The organism is Flavilitoribacter nigricans DSM 23189 = NBRC 102662, from assembly GCF_002646595.1.
GTDB classification, from domain to species: Bacteria; Bacteroidota; Bacteroidia; order Chitinophagales; family Saprospiraceae; genus Flavilitoribacter; species Flavilitoribacter nigricans.
This window is the reverse complement of the sequence record NZ_PDUD01000011.1, coordinates 247,371-266,560: the sequence shown is the minus strand read 5'-3', so window position 1 is coordinate 266,560 and position 19,190 is coordinate 247,371. Positions and strand designations below refer to the sequence as shown.

The 19,190-nt window shown below is 50.8% G+C and carries 12 protein-coding genes; 5 read left to right on the top strand and 7 right to left on the bottom strand.

Features of this window, described 5'->3' with window-relative positions:
- The first annotated feature begins 210 nt into the window (after nucleotides 1-210).
- A complete protein-coding gene (locus CRP01_RS08360; protein ID WP_099149564.1) occupies nucleotides 211-666 on the top strand; it encodes an energy transducer TonB in 456 nt (151 codons plus the stop codon).
- A 52-nt stretch (nucleotides 667-718) separates the two neighbouring features.
- Here CRP01_RS08360 and CRP01_RS08355 read toward each other — a convergent pair whose 3' ends face one another.
- The 7 genes from CRP01_RS08355 to CRP01_RS08325 form a co-directional block, all read right to left on the bottom strand.
- The gene (locus CRP01_RS08355; protein WP_099149563.1) at nucleotides 719-2,398 is read right to left on the bottom strand and encodes an aryl-sulfate sulfotransferase; all 1,680 of its coding nucleotides are present in this window, start codon (nucleotides 2,396-2,398) and stop codon (nucleotides 719-721) included.
- Between the two features lie 130 nt (nucleotides 2,399-2,528).
- The gene (locus CRP01_RS08350; RefSeq protein ID WP_143473315.1) at nucleotides 2,529-3,464 is read right to left on the bottom strand and encodes a hypothetical protein; all 936 of its coding nucleotides are present in this window, start codon (nucleotides 3,462-3,464) and stop codon (nucleotides 2,529-2,531) included.
- Between the two features lie 133 nt (nucleotides 3,465-3,597).
- A complete protein-coding gene (locus CRP01_RS08345) occupies nucleotides 3,598-5,328 on the bottom strand; it encodes a SusD/RagB family nutrient-binding outer membrane lipoprotein (protein ID WP_099149561.1) in 1,731 nt (576 codons plus the stop codon).
- 52 nt (nucleotides 5,329-5,380) lie between these two features.
- Nucleotides 5,381-8,566 (bottom strand): SusC/RagA family TonB-linked outer membrane protein, encoded by a 3,186-nt coding sequence (locus tag CRP01_RS08340; protein ID WP_099149560.1) that lies wholly within the window; start codon nucleotides 8,564-8,566, stop codon nucleotides 5,381-5,383.
- 596 nt (nucleotides 8,567-9,162) lie between these two features.
- The gene (locus CRP01_RS08335; RefSeq protein WP_099149559.1) at nucleotides 9,163-10,593 is read right to left on the bottom strand and encodes a SusD/RagB family nutrient-binding outer membrane lipoprotein; all 1,431 of its coding nucleotides are present in this window, start codon (nucleotides 10,591-10,593) and stop codon (nucleotides 9,163-9,165) included.
- A 186-nt stretch (nucleotides 10,594-10,779) separates the two neighbouring features.
- Nucleotides 10,780-13,926: a SusC/RagA family TonB-linked outer membrane protein gene (locus CRP01_RS08330; protein ID WP_170110278.1), complete on the bottom strand. Its 3,147-nt coding sequence runs from the start codon at nucleotides 13,924-13,926 to the stop codon at nucleotides 10,780-10,782.
- Between the two features lie 670 nt (nucleotides 13,927-14,596).
- Nucleotides 14,597-15,310, bottom strand: a complete 714-nt coding sequence (locus tag CRP01_RS08325) for a pyridoxine 5'-phosphate synthase (RefSeq protein ID WP_099149557.1) — start codon at nucleotides 15,308-15,310, stop codon at nucleotides 14,597-14,599.
- Between the two features lie 446 nt (nucleotides 15,311-15,756).
- On the opposite strand from CRP01_RS08325, the gene CRP01_RS08320 reads away from it, so the two are divergent.
- From CRP01_RS08320 to CRP01_RS42210, 4 genes are all read left to right on the top strand, one after another.
- Nucleotides 15,757-16,695, top strand: a complete 939-nt coding sequence (locus tag CRP01_RS08320; protein ID WP_099149556.1) for a CPBP family intramembrane glutamic endopeptidase — start codon at nucleotides 15,757-15,759, stop codon at nucleotides 16,693-16,695.
- A gap of 254 nt (nucleotides 16,696-16,949) precedes the next feature.
- Nucleotides 16,950-17,786: a phosphatidate cytidylyltransferase gene (locus CRP01_RS08315; protein ID WP_099149555.1), complete on the top strand. Its 837-nt coding sequence runs from the start codon at nucleotides 16,950-16,952 to the stop codon at nucleotides 17,784-17,786.
- 225 nt (nucleotides 17,787-18,011) lie between these two features.
- Nucleotides 18,012-18,659, top strand: a complete 648-nt coding sequence (locus CRP01_RS08310; RefSeq protein ID WP_099149554.1) for a phosphatidylserine decarboxylase family protein — start codon at nucleotides 18,012-18,014, stop codon at nucleotides 18,657-18,659.
- Nucleotides 18,660-19,025: 366 nt separating this feature from the next.
- A complete protein-coding gene (locus tag CRP01_RS42210; protein WP_170110268.1) occupies nucleotides 19,026-19,187 on the top strand; it encodes a hypothetical protein in 162 nt (53 codons plus the stop codon).
- Nucleotides 19,188-19,190 lie beyond the last annotated feature (3 nt).

The following is a 19,190-nucleotide window of genomic DNA, read 5'->3' as shown; positions in this document are numbered from 1 at the left end:
CGCCGAGGAATATTTTCTTGAAAATTCATCCGGGCGGGTTGTTCGGGGGGGGGATTTCGATTTTATTTTTTATGTTGGAGGTGGGAGGGGTCAGGTGAGAGGGGGGAGGTGTCAGGTGGGAGGTGTCGGGAGAGAGGGGTGAGGGGTCAGGGGTGGCAGGTGTCAGGGGCGAAGGGGGTCAGGGTTGAGTAATTTTGCAATGTCGAATGTATGAAAAAAGAAAAGAGAGAAAAAGATTTTCTGCACAAGCCCGTCTATCCGGGAGGGATCAAGGCGATGCGCAAATTTTTGAAAGCACAGCTTTGTTACCCGAAACAGGCCCTGGCGGAAAGCCTGGAGGGGACCGTCTATTTAAAATATACCATCAATCATCTGGGTAAAGTCATAGAAGCCCGGATCATATCGGGCCTGGGGGCCGGTTGTGATGAAGAGGCCGTGCGTATTGTGAAGCTGCTGAAATTTGAAGTGCCTAAAAATCGCAAGATGAAGGTACTCTTCCACAGGAACATCCAGATCCATTTTCGCCTGCCGAAAAAGACCGCCAAAAAAGCCGCTCCGGAATCCGCTCCGGGTATTCGGTACGAATTCGTTCCAACCGAAAAAAAGACAGACGACCAGCCACCAAAGTCCGGCAATTCGGGCTACTCCTATACGATAGAATGGTAAGATCGACCAGTGGCCTTCCGGATACCACCGCTCCGGAAGGCCATCAGATCGATCAGGGTAATACCACGATCTTGCGGGCGATCATTCCCGGTGCACGCAGCAGGTAGATACCGGCCTCGAGGCGACTGAGATCTACCGTGTTCATTCCGCTTCGTATGGAAAAGCGTTCGACCGTTTTGCCGCTCAGGTCGTGTAGTTGCATTTGCAGGGGAACGCCGTTTTCGGTCCATTCTATGGTCAGATCTCGCCGGACAGGGTTGGGATAGATATGGATATCCGTCCTTTCTGCCAGCGGTTCGCGGGCCGGTAGTAGCAGCGCACAGTAGCCTTCGTTTGGTTCCTGCTCCAGATAGCCTTTCGGGCTCAGATCCCGACCCTCAAAAGCCACATAATCAGCAGCGTAGCGCTCCATGCGGAAGGTCAGATTATCACTGATACCGAGGGTATCGCCCTGTACGGCCGGGCCACCGTTCTTCAGTGGTACCACGTATTCCCAAACGACACTTCGGTCGGGAGCTATTTCGTAGGCAAAACCCCACCGGCCGGCCAATAATAAGGTGTTGCCGTTCGGGAGGAACTGGACGCTGGAGACGGATGCGGAATTCACACGCTGTTCGTCCCCCGGATGCGTAACGGTAACCGCAAAATCAGCCGGTTCGAAGACTCCATCCGTCAGGGGATAAGTGTAGCCGCCGCTTTCCGGCACCGCCGCCACGATCTGCCCGGGGGATCTGCCTCCGGGAGCCCGGTTGTTGTACACGGCAATAGAGCCGAATGCCGGATCTTCCGCCGTTGCCTGGGGTGCTACCCAGTGTACATCGTGCTGAAAAAAGAGTTGTTTGTCCGCTTCGGTGCCCTGATCGTAGGCTGCCGGATTGCCCCAGCGAAACAACAGATCACCACCTTTACCGGCATTGCCGCCGCTGTGTCCGGCCGCTTCTTCGGTAGTGGTGCTGTGGTCGATCACCCACATCTCGTTGAAATAGGGAACACTCAGAACGATCTGATCCAATACCGGATTGTAGCCGATGGCATTGACGTGCAGCCAGTCCGGATGGCCGTCGTGTTCATCGTAATTGATGTCGATCAACTCGGGATGGTCCGCTACGACCCCAAAGTTGGCGACCTCCTCGTCCAGATCCTGAACGAGGTGATCAAATACGCTCCAGCTCCAGACGATAGAATCCTTGCGGGGATCCCATTCCAGAATGGCTTCCGACCAGAGCTCGTCTTCGGGAAGCAGATCCGCAGCACGCCCGGCCGCCCGTGCTTCCGCTCCGGTTTTGCGTTCCCAGGTGATCATCAGAACGTTGCCGTTGGGTAAAGGAGCCACATCGTGGTGCAGGCGGTACAGGCTGTCATTGAGCTCAAAACTGAACAGCGGCAGATTGTCCCAGTTGCGGATCTCCACGATCGCTCCTCCCCCACCGGCCCAGATCGGATCGTTGAGGAAACTGTTCTCGCGTTTGGTTTTTACCAGGTTTCCGTTGGGAAGAATGTAGGCTGAATTACCGGGCCGGAAATTATCGTCATCCGTCCAGGTATGAACCACCTCTCCGCAGAGATCGAGTAAATAGACATTGGGTTGATTGTGCGGATAGATCAGATTGTATCCTTCGTAAGTCTCTCCTGCTTCTATGGATAATAGCCCTACGGTATTTTGTGCGAATAGACCTAAACCTGTTAATTGCCATAAAATTAGGGCACTGCATATGGGTATCGCTAATTTCATAAACTTGTTTTAAAACATGGAACTAATTAAAAAGGCCATATTCAAATGCAACTAAGGTACATTTAAATATGGCCTGTAAAATTATAGGTAAAACGGTAGCAGCCCGTAAGCCACTACCCTGTTTTTATACTTATTCCGCCAGGACGAAATCCCAACCCGCAGGGTTGATGACCGTACCCGTTCCGGCTTCACCGTAGGTGTTAACCCAGTTGATCGTCCACTCGGTGCCATCATCGCTGAGGCTGGAAGTGAAGGTCCAGGTATCACCGTAGTTATCCGTTCTACCCGTGAAGGAAACTTCTTCACATACGTCAGTGAAGGCCAGTGTTCCCCAACCGGCAGCGTTACCGCCGTAGCAGGCCGGATAAGCGCCGAATGACCAGTCGCTGAAGGAGTAAGAACCACCACCCAGTGCGTTAATCGTCACGGAACCGGTGTTATCGGCAGCGCCGCACCAGAAGTTAGATCCAACGAAGTCGAAAGTACCGGTCAGGTCGGAAGGACAACCGGCAGACAGTACGAAATCGAAGTGACCGGCAAATGCAGATCCGTTTACAGCGGCAGTAGAATTGTCAGCCGTGAAAGTAGAACCGTCTTCCAGCGTCAGGGTACCTTTCACTACGAAACGGTCACCTGCCTTTACGGTGCTGGCGTCAACGCCGGCCGTACGGAACAGATCGTCCGGAGTGATAGAGATATCCATTACGGATTTGAAGCCTCTTTCGGATTCTACAAATTCGCTGGCCGACCAGCTCATGATTTCATTCGGGCCGGAAGAATTGTCCCCGTTGTCCGTGTTACGATCCTGGTATACCAGGTCAATGCGGTATTCACTAACCAGATCACCCTGCTCCAGGTCCACAAATTCAACAGAGTAGACATATTCTGACTGAGAAAGGTCCAACAGGTTCACCAACAGGTTCCCGTTGTCTTCCAGCAAACGAACATAAGCTCCCTTACCGGCCGTATCAAATGTTACTACTGGCCCCAGATCTTCGTCGGCACAGGATGTTGCGAACAAACCCAGTCCCGCCAGAGCCAATATTGACAATATTTTTTTATTCATGATGAATGTAAATTTTTGGTAAATAGTAAGCTAAAACTTCTCGAGCAGCGAGCGTTGGAACAGTCCGCCGGAAAACGATCGCTTCCAGCGGTACCATCATTCTAAACTAACCCGCTACCACCATACTCGATCATTAATAAACGAAATCCGCCGGGTTCGTATCCCAGAATACTTGCTGGGTCAGCGGTTTGTTTCCAGAAGTCGTAGCGTTACGGTTTACGTGTACTGCCGGCAAAAATGCAGAACGGATGAAAGCACCAGCACCTGGTTCCAGAGAAGGAGCAATACCATCCGGCTTACCTGTACGACGGTACATGTTGTAAGCTTCGATACCATTACCCCACAGGGCGATGAGGTATTCCTTGGCAATAACGTTCAGGCGCTCATCGTCACTAGCAGCTGCATCGTATTGGCCTAATACAAAGTCAACATAGGCATCCACATCATCCGAAGTAGGAACATACAGGTCGGCTACCGGGATCAATTCACCACGTACGTCAACCTGACGGGACAACGTAGCCGGCACCAGACTGCCAAAGCTTTGTACTTTAGCGATAGAAGCACGAACACCTTCTTCCAGCATCGCCCGTGCGTCATCATTGGTACCGATCGTCAGAGCGGCTTCAGCCCGCATGAAAGCAGTGAAAGAAGACAGCAGGATCGGGCTGATACCCTGTCCCAAACCTCCGGTAGTACCCAGTTGCTGAACCTCGTCGAAGGAGCTGTCGTCAAACTGGCCACCACCCGGGTACAGACCGTAAACGGTACGCAGGTTTCCGTCGGGCGGAATACCTTCGTTGTTCAGGTGATCCCGTCCCCAGTAACCGTCGTTAGGAATGATACAGTAGGGCAAACGCGGATTGAACTGAGCAAAGTGCGCCGGCTTGGATTCCTGATCGGGCAGGTTGGTGAAGTGACAGGAGTATTCGTTGGTACCGAAAGCATTGGCATCTTCCACCTGACGGTAGAAATAGTAACGGATCCGGGGATCAATTACAGCGATACCATCAGCAGTTTCCTTCTCTCCTCTCAGCAACCACATGTAGTAAGTAGACATGTAAGTTCCGTCAGCATTCTCATAAGAGTTGTTGTAGAATGGGTGACGAGAGTTCGGGTTATTCCGCTGGTTACCGTAGTTGAACTGGAAATCTTCGCTGGCTTCGTCGATGATGTTGCCACCGGAAACCAAAGCGTTGATCGTGCTGGCAGAACCACTCGGATCGACCAGGCGGGTAGTCAGGGCAGCTCTCAGCTTTAGGGTATTGGCCACTTTCAGCCAGGCACCTGCACTACCGTTATTGTAAAGGTTGGTAACCGGACGCGCCGCAGAAGTACTACCCAGTTGGGCGATAGCTTCGTCCAGGGTAGCGAGTGCTCCCGCGTAGACCGTCTGTCCGGATTCCAGAGAGGGGCTCAACACCTCCGATCCCTGCAGTGCATCCGTGTAAGGTACATCCGCGAAGATATCAACCAATGCCATGAAAGTGTAAGCTTTCATTACTTTGGCCGAACCGGCGTGAATGTCCAGACCACGGGAATCCGCCAGTTCGATGAGGGCATCGATATCCGCCAGCAGGCCGGCGTAGGCATTCGTCCAGATACCATCAAAGCTGGTCGGAGAATAAGCGTTCTGATAATCGTATGCACCAGTGTTGGCGATCATCCGGGTGAGACTTCCGGAAAAACCCCACAGACTGTTGAAAAATCCGTTGAAACTTAATTGAACGTTATTATAAAGATCGTTAACACTAGCATTTTCCGGTGTAACCGCGTTTGGGTTATCCTGAAGATCCAACTCAAAGTTGTCACAGGCAGAAAATCCAAGGACTAGTGCAACAATCAGCATTTTATTAAAAAACTTCATGTTGATAATTTTTCTTTGATGAAATAATAGAAATGTTCCTGATAGCTTTCTCTTAGAAAGTGGCGTTCAGAGTGAAGCCAATTTTCTTAGCTGTAGGACCAGTTCTAAAATCGAATCCTCTACCGTTACCTACACCCAGTGACAGTACTTCGGGGTCGAAGTTGATACCTACCGGGAAGTTAGGCGCATTATACCATAAGTTTTGACCGGAGAAAGTAATTCCGATCCGTCCGAAAGGAGAGTTCTCCAACAATGATTCCGGCAACACGTAAGACAAGGATACTTCGCGCAAACGAATAACGGTACCATCAAATACACCACCCTCGTTAGCACCGAAATAGGCATCAAAGAAGGCATCACCAATATAGGTTTGAATGTTGTTCGGAGTTCCGTCCGCCAGTTCACCCGGCAGGATGATTGGCAGGAAGCGGTCTACGTCCGTATCGACGGTGTTACCACGAGCCAACAGGGCCTGAACCGTGGAAGAGTAGATATCACCACCATCCGTGTAATCCCACTGGAAGCCGAAAGAAAATCCTTTCCAGGAGAAGTTGTTGATCCAGTTAGCCGTATAGTTCGGGTTCGGGTCACCGATCACGTCATCGTTAGAACCTACTACGTAGCTACCCACGTTGTTTACCAACAGTGCGCCGCTTTCAGTACGTACGAACGGAGAACCAAAGAATACACCGTAAGGCTCACCTACACGGGCAATGTTACCGAGGTTGGTGTAACCGGCAATACCTACCTGATCTACACCGTCGGCAATTTTCACTACCTCACTGCGGTTACGCGTATAGTTGATCTTGAAATCCCAGGTGAAAGCTCCGCGGATCGGAGTGATGTCCAATCCAAGCTCAATACCTTTGTTCGTCAGTTCGGCTGCGTTCACCGTAGTATTGGTGAAACCGGTAGCCGGGTCAAGATCCAGGTCGATGATGATATCGCTAGAGTTCTTGTCGTATACAGAAAGTTCAACACCGATGCGGTTGTCCAGGAAGCGACCTTCCAGACCGAATTCCAATTCCTTGTGCAGCTCCGGTTTCAGGGCGGCGTTACCCAGACGGTTAGATACCGTGTTGATGTTCAACACGGAACCACCACCGGTAACGAAGGTGTTGGTAGCAGTACCCAGTACGCTACGCGTCTGGTAAGGGTTGGGATAACCGGCAGAAGTACCGTAGCCAACCCGCAGTTTCAGGTAGTTCAGGAAGTTCCGGCTTTGCAGTCCGGGGATAGCTTCCGTCGGAATGAAAGAGAAACTGGCTGAAGGATACAGCAGGGAGCGGTTAGCCTGCTCCAGGGTAGACGTCCAGTCATTACGAGCCTGCAGGTTCAGGTAAGCGAAGCTCTTGAAGCCCAAAGTAGTCGTAGCGTACAAACCGATCGTAGTCTCTTCTACTCTGGAAGAGAAAGAGTTATGATCGATGAAGTTGTTGTGGTTCAGCAGTCCGTAAACGAACTGGTTGGTACTGTTGGTACCGTTGAAGCGACCTACTTCTCTTCTCAGGTTGGCACCGATGATACCATCGAGATCGAAGTTATCACCCAGACGGAAGTTGTACAACAGGTTCAGTACCTGGTCGGTAATGTTGTTGTAGCGGTTGTAAGACTGCAGCTGTCCGTTGATGTTACGGGGACCACCGCGGTTTACAGCCTCTTCGGAGTTTTGCGTGTACTGGTCAAGACCCAGACGGTACAGGGCGTTCAGCCATGGAGCCAGTTCGTAGCTCAGTTCAACCGTACTGAAGAAACGACGTACGCGGTCGTTGAAAGAAGAGTTGTTCAGCGTCCAGCGCGGGTTCTGGATAGCAGAACCACGACGGTAGTAAACGTTAGATCCGTCCAGCGGGCTCTGGTAAGGCAGGTTCATCAGGTCGATAGAACGCGGCGTAAATACCAGGGCAGCGTAGAAACCGTTACCGTCACCACCGAAGGCAGGTGCAGTCGGCAGCAGGCGGCTCTCAGAGTCTACGTAGTTGAACGTAGAGTTGATCTTCAGTCCGTTAGCCAGCTCCGTGCTACCACCCAAACCGAAGTTGTGCTTGTTTAGGTAGTTGGAAGGACCGCCACCGCGCTGTTCGTCCAGGTCGGGAAGGAAGCCTTCGTCAGACAGGTAGCTGTACGTAGCACTGATGGAAGAACCGTTACCCAGGTTGTTGGAGATAGCAATAGAAGTATTGCTGGTCAGACCCGGCTGGAAGAAGTTCTCCACACTTTCGTAAGGCTGGTAAGGATAGCGAACACCGATGTATTCCGGAAAGTCGTCATTGTACTGAGACTGATCATAAGGGTGATCGATCGTACCGTCTTCCGCAATACCGTTACGGCCGCGAGCGGAGAATTCAGGTCCCCAGTTAGAGAAGAACCATCCGAAGTCACCGGAGAAACCGTTACCGTAAGTGTTCTGATAATCAGGCAGGTTAGCTACCTGAGAAGAAGAGATCTGCTGAGTGACACTAACTTCGAATTTCTTGTCAGCCGTGTTGTCGGAAGCAGCGCGGTTCTTGGTAGTGATCAGGATCACACCGTTACGACCGGCTTCACCGTAGAGTACCGTTGCACTCAGACCTTTCAGGATGGATACCTCAGCAATGTTGTTGGGATCGAGATCGAGGAAACGGCTGGAAGCAGCAGCACCACCGTTCGTAAATCCACCGATAGAGTTGGTTTCGGTGTTAAAAGGAATACCGTCGATCACGAAAAGAGGTTGGTTGGTACCGGTGATAGAAGAGTAACCACGAATAATAACGTTGGTACCGGAACCGGCCAGACCGGAAGTTTGGGTGATGTCTACCCCGGTAGCTTTACCCCGAAGGATACGGGCTACGTCGGATTCAACCCGGTTGGCAATGTCAGTTTGATCAAGTGTGGATACACCGTAACCGAGGGCTTTTTTCTCCTTCTTGATACCCAAACCGGTTACAACTACCTCACTGAGTACCTCTGCCGATTCGGACATGGCGATATCCACCACGGTAGAAGTACCGACCTCTACCTCTTTGGTAGAGAAACCAGTATAGCTGACGACCAGGGTATTACTTCCGTCGGGAACTGAGAGGGTATATTTACCATCGATATCAGTAACCGTACCGGACGTAGTACCTTTCACCAGGATACTGGCACCGATCAGTGGCTCGCCACTGGTATCGGAAATTGTACCACTAATGGTCCTTTGCGCTATGGCAAAACCACAGGCAAACACCACTAGCATTAAAACTAGTGAGAGTTTTTTCATACTAATCCAATTTTGTTTTGACAATTAAAGCAAACGAAATCCAAAATTATGGTTTTTAAAAAAAACCACATAGAGAATCTTAAATATTTTCGTAATCACCGAATTTACTGAGCTGGTCTTAGGGAGTTTACTTTGACTTTTAACGGGAGCGTTTTTTACTAAAAAAATGCTATTGGCTTTGGGAGAGAATAATTAATAACAGTCATGTTGTGATCAACCAATTATTGTTTGTCTTTATTAAAGATCGATGAAAGCATGTCTTTTGCTGCTCCAAAAGTAAAAAAAATTTAGAATTCTTTAACAATTCCGATTTTTCATCGTGTTTTTTTGCGCATTCATAGAGAAAAAGGGCAAAAAATATTTTTTTTAAATTCTCTTACGGATTACCTTTTTAACAAATATCAAAACGAAAAGAGGCGATAAATGCGCTGCACTTATCGCCCCGGATGTAAGATCCCTTTTTGCTTTAGTGGTCAAAACCACGGTCAATCGGGATAAGATTAGTATGATTCTTTAGTCGTTTGTCTGTTCGAAAAAGCGGCATGAAGGATGAGGAACGGGTCACCATTCCTCACACTTCACCCCGTTTTTCCGGTTTAATTTACGTCCCACCAAAGTTGGGTTCCGTCACTGTCCGGACCACCCAACAGACGCAGGGCTTCTTCGTAGCCACTTGCGTTCAGGTTGGCGATATCGTTCGCATATACGTTACGCATCGGGATCTCTCCACTGGCGTTGAAAGGTTCTTCCGGTACGATCAGGTATTGAGAAGGCTCGTCCAGGCGACGGTATTCCGCCCAGGCTTCGTATCCCTGCAGGTACAGAGCAACCCATTTCTGGTAACCGATCTTTTCTTTCCACATATCAGCGCTGTAGGTTACTTCCGGCTGAGCGTAGTAAGCATCGAAATCAGCACCGCTAACACCCCACTGCTCCCAGGAAGCCATGATACCTTCTCTGTAAAGCGCTTCGGCGTCTCCGTTGGTCCAACCGCGGGCAGCAGCCTCGGCCAGAGAGAAATTGATCTGAGCCAAAGAGTAGATAGCGATCGGAGCGTCCTGTGCTTTCACGTAAACAGAGTTCGGGAAAGACACATTTTCCGGGTTTACGTCAGAGTTGGCCAAACCGTAAGGCATACCAACGATACCGATACCGGGAGTGGTAGCCGGATCAGCGTAGCTCTCCAGACGAGGATCGTTCAGATCCATCAGGTTGTTCACGAATATCTCGGTCAGCGCGTAATCAGAACGCGTGATGAAACGAGCGTACCAGGGGTTCTGGTTAGCCGTTTCGGCCAGGTACGGGTAGTACAGGGTCTCGGTCAGAATACCGTCGGCAACCGCCGAGTTGAATTCCGTTTCCGCTTTACCCGCAGCTACGTCAGAAATACGCAGGGCAGCAACCATACGGATCGTGTTGGCAAACTGCTTCCACTTAGCCATATCGCCACCCAGGATGAAGTCACCATCAATTGAACCGGCAGATTCGTCGATCATTGCGGTAGCCTCTTTCAGTCCGGAGAAAATGGCATCGTAGATCGCTTCCTGGCTGTCGAAAGTAGGCGTGATGATGCCTATCTCAGCCTGCAGGGCTTCACTCCAGGGCAGTGGTCCCCAACGGTCGGTCAGGTGGTGCAGGAAGAAGTATTGCAGGATCTTGGCCGCTGCGATCTGGTTTTCGTTAGGACCGCTGATAGAAGCTGCGTCCATGGTTTCCGGATCGGTGTTCAGGTCGATCACCCGCTGCAGATCCTGCAGGGCGCCGGTATACCAACCGGAGAAATCCGCCTGGATATCCTGGTAGCGAGAACCTTCCGTATAGGTGATCTCGGCCATGTGTTGAGCGTACAGTTCACCGAGTGCAGAACCTACCACTGAAGACACTACCTGTTCGGCGTTGGTCAGCAGCGTAGCCGGAGCTACCTGGGTAGGTTTATTCGGATCAATATCAATATCACCAAAATCGTCACAGGCTACAAAGCCGAGTAAGATAAAGGCAAATAGTGATTTATAAATGAAGTTTTTCATATGTTGATCAATTTTGCTTTCCCGCAGGAGCCACAGTAAGAATGGGTCCTGCTGCTATTGAGGCGCCCCCGGGGAAAACTAAAATTCTTAATTAAGTTTTAAAAAGCAATTCAGTTCTTACAGGAGGAACCGGCTGAATGACCGGAGTCAGATCTTCCGTTCCTCACTGTTGATCTCTGAAGTTCATTAGAACGTCACGTTCAGACGGGCACCGAATGAACGTACACCCGGCAGACCACCTCTTTCCTCGAATACCAGGTTGTTGGCACCAGGCAGGATCTCAGAAGGATCAAGTCCGTCAACATTAGAGTTGATCAGCCACAGGTTACGTCCGATCAGGGAGAAACCGATGCTCTGAACCGGCAGGTTACCCAGTTTTTCTTTCGGCAGGGTATATCCTACGCTCAGTTCGCGCAGCTTCACGTAGCTGGCGTCGTACAGCCATCTTTCGTGTACACCGAACAGACGTCCGTAGTAGCTTACTGCGTCAACCAGTACAGACAGAGGCTCACCGGATTCGCTTACCCCTTCTACCAGTACACCACCGGAGTTAGCGGCAGCGTCACCGCGCAGTACAGAAGTTACTGCTTCGCCACTGGTGTTCAGTACCGGATCGCGAACCGGGTTACCCAGTGCGTTGTCGCCAACGGTGTCTTCACCCAGACCGGAGTAAGCGTTGAACATCTTGGTCACGGAGAAGAATTGGCCACCCGCCTGGAAGTCGATCATCGCGTTGATGGAGAAGTTGCCGATCGTGAACGTATTCAGGAATCCACCCTGGAAGTCAGGAAGGATAGAACCGAGATCTTTGTTGTTGTCGATTACATAACGGCCACCTTCGGTGATCACGTAGTTACCTGCGTCGTCATAAGTGAAACCACGGCCGCGGGCAAGACCCCACTCCTGACCAACGATAGCGTTGATGGTGAAACCACCCCAGCCCTGGCCACCGATACCGTCAGCCAGTTTGTAGTTGCCCAGATCCTGGTACAATTTTTCTACCGTCGTTCTGTTTCTTGCGTAGTTCAGGCGAACATCCCAGTTGAAGTTACCGGAACGTACCGGAGTACCGTACAGAGCCAGTTCGATACCTTTGGAAGTAAACAGACCGGCATTAACCAGTGCAGAAGAGTATCCGGATGATCCCGGGATCTGAACGGTCAGAATGTCGTTCTCTACGTTTCCTTCGTAGTAGATCGCATTGAAACCGAAGCGGTCATTGAACATGCGAACGTCGATACCCGTCTCCCAGGAAGTTGACAGCGTTTGCAGCAGATCCTGGTTAGGCAGCGTGTTCGGTACCGAGAAGGTAGCATTGCTACCGTATGGGTTAGCACCGAAGTTGTACAGCAGGTTGGTCTGGTACGGGTTCAGGTCAGCACCTACCTGGGCTACACTACCGTACAGTTTACCGAAGCTGATCACGTTGGAGTTCAACAGCTCGGAGAATACCAAACTACCGGAGATAGAAGGATACAGGTATCCGTTGTTGTTGGCCGGCAGGGCAGAAGACCAGTCGTTACGCAGGGTTACACCCAGGTAAGCGAAAGAGTTATATCCCAGCGTAGCCGAACCGAATACAGAGTTTACTTTCTTGTTTCTGATGGTACGGGCAACGTTCGGACGGTCAACAGATGCTTCGATGTTGAACAGGTTAGGAGCAGTCAGACCACCGGCAGTAGATACGTCATCCGAGTGGTAAGAGTTGTTCCGGATGTTACCACCCAGAGTTGCATCCAGAGAGAATTTACCGAAGTTGTCAGCAAATACAGCCAGCAATTCGTAGTTGTCCTCGCGGCCCTGAGCCACAAATTCGCGGTAGCGATCCAGATCCAGACCACCGGTAGCGTTCCGCTCTTCCAGACGCTGGGTGTAATCATCACGACGGATGGCACCTTTGATGGTCAGGTTGTCGGATACCTGATAGGTCAGGCCGATGTTACCGTAGTAACGGCTACGGCTATCCGTGCTGTAGTTCTCGAATACGGAGAAGTACGGGCTATCCCAGTACTGCGGACGCGTGTTCGTCGGGCTACGCATGTTCCAGGAGCGGAAAGTTCCGTCCGGGTTTTTGTAATCCGCCAGGCGGTCCATGCTCAGCTGACGCTGGAACCACTGGTTGAAAGAAGTCAGCGGGTTATCACCGTTGTAACCGAATTCCGGACGACCCAGACCAGAGATAGAACTGAAGTTGGCGTTCACTTCCAGGCTCAGGTTCTTAACGATCTCAGAGTTCAGGTTTACCTGAACAATGTTTTTGTCCAGCTCACTGTTCGGAATTACACCACCCTGGTTTTGGTTGGTGAAAGAAAAGCGGTAACCCATGTTTTCCGCACCGCCGTTGATGGCTACGGTGTTGATATTGGAAAGACCGGTTTCGAAGAAGTCCCGCACGTTGTCCGGCTGGGCTTCCAGCGGGATCTGCGTACCGTAATCATCACCGGGCAGCCAGCTCCACCAGGGGCGATACTGCGTACCGTCCATGCGGGGGCCCCAGCTTTCGTCCGCTGCGTAAAGCAGTCCTTTGTAAGTTTGTCCGTCAACCGGATCTACGTACTCTTCAAATTCCTGAGAGTAACCACCGGCGTATTCGTTCTGGTAGTTCGGCAGAATGTAAACGCGATCAGCCGTTACGGAAGACGTAACGGAAACGCCGATACCTTTTTTGCCGTAGTTGCCTTTTTTGGTGGTGATCAGTACCACACCGTTAGAAGCACGCTCACCGTAAAGTGCGGTTGCGGCCGGGCCTTTCAGTACGGAAACTTTCTCAACGTCGTTCGGGTTGATGTCCGTAGCCAGGTTACCGTAGTCAGAACCGGAAGTAGAACCGGAAAAGTTATCATTGGAGATCGGCGTACCGTCCACGATATACAGTGGATCGCCGCCGGTAAGACCGCTCACACCCCGGATACGCACTTTGGCACTACCACCGAGGCTGGCGCCGGAAGAGCTGATGATCTGTACACCCGCTACTTTACCGGAAAGAGATGAAATAACGTTGGGATCCTGTGAAAGGTTAAGCTGGTCGGATTCGATCTCCTGTACCGCATAGCCAAGTGCTTTTTCTTCCCGTTGTACACCCAGGGCGGTAACGACCGCTTCGGATAATACGACCCCTTCCTGGAGGGAAATGTTGATCACACTCTGGCTACCGATCTCTACTTCTTCCGTAGAGAAACCAGTGTAGCTAAATACCAGGGTTCCACCCGTTTCGGGTACCCGGATGCTGTAAGTACCGTCAAAGTCAGAAACGGTACCGGTAGTGGTACCCTTCACTGCAATACTGGCTCCGATGAGCCCCTCTCCGCTTTGATCGGTGACGACTCCCGTCACAGTTCGTGTTTGTGCTATCACAGCACCTAGGGCACCGCATACTAGCACAATTGCTAATAAGAGTTTTTTCATACTAATAAGTGATTGTTAAAAAAATATAATCAAACGTCAGCTTAATGCGCATACCCTGACCAGGAGGCACAGGAGCCCCTATGGCCACGAGCAGGCTCGTTAAACCGTTTAAATTTTTTGTCTCGTTTGTTGATTCAAGCGCTCAGTTCTGAGCTCGGAGCTTAATATTTTACAGTTTACGTCAGCTCTCTTGGGTCTGGGAGCTGAATGGTCAAAGACATAAGTTCATGGGAAAAATAACGGCTAGATTTGCTGTACTACAGTTTACGATTTAGTAAAATGCGGGTCAAAAATTTAGTGTTTATTTAATTTCTTCGAAAAAGGACCCAATTTTTTTTAATGATTTCAAAAATTAATATCCAATACCTTTTATAATAACGGCAAAAGTAAGCATCCGCTGCCTCATATAAAAATTTTAGCTTGATGTTTGTCACTAAGCTTGCATTTCGTCACAAGCCAGCGAACCTCCGGCCCGCTTTGCTGTTCCGCCTAACTTTCTGATAATAAAACCTTAAGCAAAGGCTGGAAAATCGGATCCGGGGTAGAAAAAAAATTGTCTATACATCTATCCCAGATCCGGTATTTGGCCCCTTTCCCGCTAGGAAAGCTGGCGCAGGTACATCTGGATGGTATTCTGCAGGCCGTAGTACAGGGCATCACAGATCAGGGCGTGCCCGATCGATACTTCCAATAAACCTGGCACCTCCTGAGCGTAATACCGGAGGTTGTCCAGATTGAGATCGTGACCGGCATTGATACCGATACCGACCTCATTGGCCACCTTCGCCCCACGCCGGTGGGCAGCCACGGCCTGCTCGGGATCCACCGCGAATTCGTGGGCATAATGCCCCGTGTAGAATTCGATCCGGTCGGCTCCCACGGCTTTGGCGCCTTCCACCATTTTTTCATCTGCATCCACAAACAGGGATACCCGGATACCCGCTTCTTTCAGGCGGGCGGTGACGTCCTTGAGGAAAGGAGCATCGGAAACGGTATCCCAGCCATGATCGGAGGTCAATTGCCCCGGGGTATCGGGCACCAGCGTACACTGGTCGGGCCGATGGGCCAACACCAGGTCCAAAAACTCCGGAGTAGGATTTCCCTCGATATTGAACTCGGTCGTTACGATCGGCTTCAGCGCCGGTACATCATCGTAGCGGATATGCCGTTGATCGGGTCGCGGGTGGACCGTGATGCCCTGGGCACCGAAGGCTTCACAATCTTTTGCAACCTGGACCAGGTCCGGCTGGTTACTGCCCCGGGAATTCCGGATCAGTGCCACCTTATTAATATTTACGCTTAATCGGGTCATTATTCAGGAATAAGGATCGAAGAATAGGGAACGGTGAGCAGCAGCCCTTGCGGGAACGGTATTGGCAATTTCCGAACTAATGGGCTCGCGGCCAGGCTTTCTAACAGCGTTAATATTACTCCCACCAAATATTTTCTCCAACCATTAATAAATCAATTTCCGGATAGCCCGCCGATGATCGGTAATTGCAGCCGGAAACCGAAGAAATTCCGGGTCGCCGGCAGCCACCGGACAGGCGGGCGTATCAAGTTGCCGCAAAAGTAATATATTTGGGACTTTAGAAGTCGTTTGCGTTTAGTTTTTAGCACAGACTACCGATCAGTGGCGGGCTTTTCCCCGCTCTATCGCCCCGGAAATTGGGAGCCAGGCCGGGCGATAGGTAACGTGCGGACCGGGTAACCGCAACAACGACTTCTCCACCGCAAAAAATTGAGATTAGGCACTGCATGAAGCTTTTTCCATTTCTTGAACCGGATCCGGGAGACGATAATGGCCTGACGAATTCGCTATTACTGAAAGCCATCTTTTTATTGATCAGCGTTATCCTCTGTAGCCTGATCGGTACCCTGATCATCCAGCTGATCAGTCATTTCAAAGGCTGGGAGCTCGCCACGGTACTGCGGGAGCTGAATCCGGAAAGTTCGCTGGAAAAACGCAATTACATCCGGCTTTCCCACCTGATCAGTCAGGCGTTTACCTTTGCCATTCCGTCTTTACTGGTAGCCTGGTTTTTTTACCGGCGGCAAATGTGGCGATACCTGCGACTGGCACCGCCACCGGCGATCGGACTGGTGTTTTACGGCATGCTGATCATCCTGGTCTCCTTTCCTTTGTCCCAATTTACCTACTGGCTCAATCAGCAGATCCCGCTACCCGGCTGGATGTCCAACATGGAAGACCAGGCCAATGAAACGATTCAGGCGCTCCTGACCATGGAGACGCCGGGCGTATTTCTGTTCAACCTGATCGTGATCGCCCTGCTGCCTTCCATCGGAGAGGAACTGCTTTTCCGGGGACTGCTGCAGCAACAACTGGAAAAACGCTACGGCCGGGCCCACCTGGCCGTATGGATCGCCGCGCTCATTTTCAGTGCGTTCCACATGCAGTTTGCCGGCTTCCTGCCCCGGATGCTTCTGGGCGCGCTGCTGGGTTATCTGCTGGTGTGGACGCGCAGCCTGTGGGTGCCCATTGCCGGGCATTTCGTTTTTAACGGCTCCCAGATCCTCGGTCAATACCTGCTGGGGGAAGAACTCATTGCTCCCGATCCGGAACAGGGTCTGAGCCCCAACTGGATCGCCACCCTCGTGTCGGCCGTCCTGCTGGCGGGTCTGATCTACGGGATCCGGAATTATCCAAACGCTCCGGAAGACGGCGGGAAAGAATAGCCGGCGGGTGATTTGCGCTGAGGAAGTTTGGTGATAAAAAAGAATTGTCTCATTATTGGGGTCCCGATTTTAATAAACCTGAGTCTATTCTCTACCGCGAGGAAGGGGATAGCTATAAAAAGCGATTGCCAAGTATTGGTGGATGCCCCACGCGAACCGATCGCGGTCCGTATCCGGGCTGATCTACCGTACGACACCTATTTGATAATAATGAAATCCAGTAAATCCTGGCCTAGAATGATTATGTTTGCCTTATGGAAGGTTTGTTGAAGCGAGCATTTACCGCGTTAATCTTTGTCTTAGTTATGTTGGGCGGGCTATTTGGTGGCCGCTACTCATTCGCCTTGTTGTTTTCCGTTATTACCGCACTTTGCCTCTGGGAATACCTGAGTATGGTACTGGACAAACACACCCGCAGGGATTACTGGCGAAAATTACTCGGAGTAGGTATGGGCCTGGTCCCTTTTATCCTGGCCACGGTGGTCCAGCTTAATCTGGTGGATAATCCGGAAGACTTTATCCTTATTTCCGCCCTGTTATTTTCTCCGTTCATTTTTACGGCATTTATTTATGAACTGTATACCGGTTCGGATCAGCCGTTTACCAATATTGCTTTTATTTTTCTCGGAATGATCTACATCGGAGTGCCGTTTGCCCTCCTGGACCTGATCGCTTTCAACGGGGAATATTTTTACGCCAATACGGTTTTCGGCCTGTTGCTGATGTCCTGGGCCAATGATACGGGAGCTTATCTGGTGGGATCTCAGTTCGGAAAGCACCGCCTCTTTGAAAGGATCTCCCCCAAAAAGACCTGGGAAGGAACGATCGGCGGCATCGTGATCACCATTCTGCTGGCCTTCGGGCTGCATTTTATTTTTGATGAACTCCGTATGGTCGACTGGCTCATCATCGGTTCCATTGTTGCCATTTTCGGCACGCTGGGGGACCTGGTGGAATCCATGCTGAAACGCAGCGTGCAGATCAAGGATTCCGGCACCCTACTACCCGGCCACGGTGGCATGCTGGATCGCTTTGACGGCTTTATTTTTATCCTGCCGTTCGTTGCGGCCTATCTGTTATGGATCCGGTAATACCCGGAGCCCAAATAACGGTCCGATCGAACAATGCAGCTATTCGCATTATTTTAATTTAGATCCCCAATAACGTCAATTAGTAATAGTGACCGAACCGCTAAATGTAATCCGGGAGGAGCCTGCCTCTGGTTTTCTCCGGTGATCAGCGGGTAAGGACGCTGTAATTTTAGATAAACCATCTGTACTATCAATTTCGCCCGATAACTCACAATCAATCAATTCATGATACACAAGGAAGGCTATAAGATCCTCATCTCCCTCTTCGTACTGCTGACGATCCTGACGGTGGTATTTGCCGTTTGGGTACCGGTCGTTTTCCCATTCGTATTGGTAGCGGCTATTGTACTTTTTCTGCTGGTACTGCAATTCTTTCGCAATCCCAGTCGCCTGATCGATTCTCCGGATAACGAAAAGGTTTACGCGCCGGCGGACGGCAAGGTAGTCGTGATCGAGGAAACCCGGGAAAACGAATTTTTCAACGATCAGCGGATCCAGGTTTCCATTTTCATGTCGCCGGTCAATGTACATGTGAATCGCAACCCCATCGGCGGCGAAGTGATCTACAGTGAATATCACCCGGGCAAATACCTGGTGGCCTGGCATCCCAAATCATCCACCGAAAACGAACGGACTACCGTCGTTATCGATAGCGGCAAACACCAGGTGCTCTTCCGGCAGATTGCCGGCGCGATGGCCAAACGGATAAAAAATTACCTGAAAGTCGGCCAACAGGTGGAGCAGGGGTCGGAAATGGGTTTTATTAGTTTCGGTTCCCGGGTGGATGTGTATTTACCCGTTGATGCCGAGATCGAAGTGAGTATCGGGGATAAGGTGCAGGGCAACCGAACCGTGCTCGCCAAACTGCCCTAACAGATCGGACGGATGGTGCCCGGCGCCATCCGTCCGCTATACAATAGGATCAATATTCAATCGCTGCACTTGCCCTTCTAATGAATAGGCCCACACTCCGGCCATAATACCATTCCATTCTTCCCTGATTGAACTGGTCGCTGAATTTGCTATTTCTCAAGAGCCCGTAATTCGATAACCGAAGGCCGCTGCTAACTCCCCGCTGGTTCTCCACACCCCCTCCCCCACTGCCGATGCGAAGCGCAAAAGCCGGGCCCGCCAAACGGATTCCAGATAATTCTCAAAACATGGAATAAAAAGCTATCTTAGCGCAACTTCCCACAAAAAACGTCCATTGGATTCCTGTCAAATAACAAAACTTTTAAGATGGCAATACCACCGAAGCCGTCCGGTAATATGGCAGAAAACGCTGATGCCGACGAACGGCCACCGATACTTTCCTCCTGGAAACAGATCTATGCAATTGTACTGATCTTACACGCACTGATCATTCTCATGTTTTATTTGTTTACTCACGCCTACGCCTAAACT